The sequence below is a fragment of the Mycobacterium sp. 1245801.1 genome (assembly GCF_001673055.1).
GTDB classification, from domain to species: domain Bacteria; phylum Actinomycetota; class Actinomycetes; order Mycobacteriales; family Mycobacteriaceae; genus Mycobacterium; species Mycobacterium europaeum_A.
Genome location: NZ_LZKY01000351.1, coordinates 1 through 636 on the forward strand (window position 1 = coordinate 1; position 636 = coordinate 636).

Genomic DNA, 636 nt, shown 5'->3' on the forward strand with positions numbered 1-636 from the left:
GGGATGACGCTGCTGGACATCGGTTGCGGCTGGGGGGCCACCCTGCGGCGGGCCATCGAGAAGTTCGACGTCAACGTCGTCGGCCTCACGCTGTCGGAAAACCAGGCCGAGCACGTGCAGCAGTCCTTCGATCAGATGGACACCCCCCGCAGCCGGCGGGTGCTGCTGGAGGGCTGGGAGAAGTTCCACGAGCCCGTGGACCGCATCGTGTCCATCGGCGCGTTCGAGCACTTCGGCCGGCAGCGCTACGGCCGCTTCTTCAAAATGGCCTACCAGGCGCTGCCGCCCGGCGGAGTGATGTTGCTGCACACCATCGTTCGGCCGTCGTTCAAAGACGCGCGGGCCAAGGGCCTGAAGCTGACCCACGAAATCGTGCAGTTCTCGCAGTTCATCCTGGCCGAGATCTTCCCCGGCGGTTGGCTGCCGACGCCGCAGACCGTCGGCGAGTACGGAGTGACCGCGGGCTTCGACCTGACCCGCGTCCAGTCGCTGCAGCTGCACTACGCCAGGACCTTGGACCTGTGGGCCGAGGCACTCGAGGCCAATCGCGAGCAGGCGATCGCCCTGCAGTCCGAAGAGGTCTACGACAAGTACATGCACTACCTGACCGGCTGCGAGAACTTCTTCCGCAAGGGT

Annotated in this window: 1 protein-coding gene; it reads left to right on the forward strand. The window is 65.7% G+C overall.

The features are described 5' to 3' along the window. A partial coding sequence (locus tag A5622_RS21995) for a class I SAM-dependent methyltransferase (RefSeq protein ID WP_066881199.1) occupies nucleotides 1-636 on the forward strand: 636 nt, incomplete at both ends.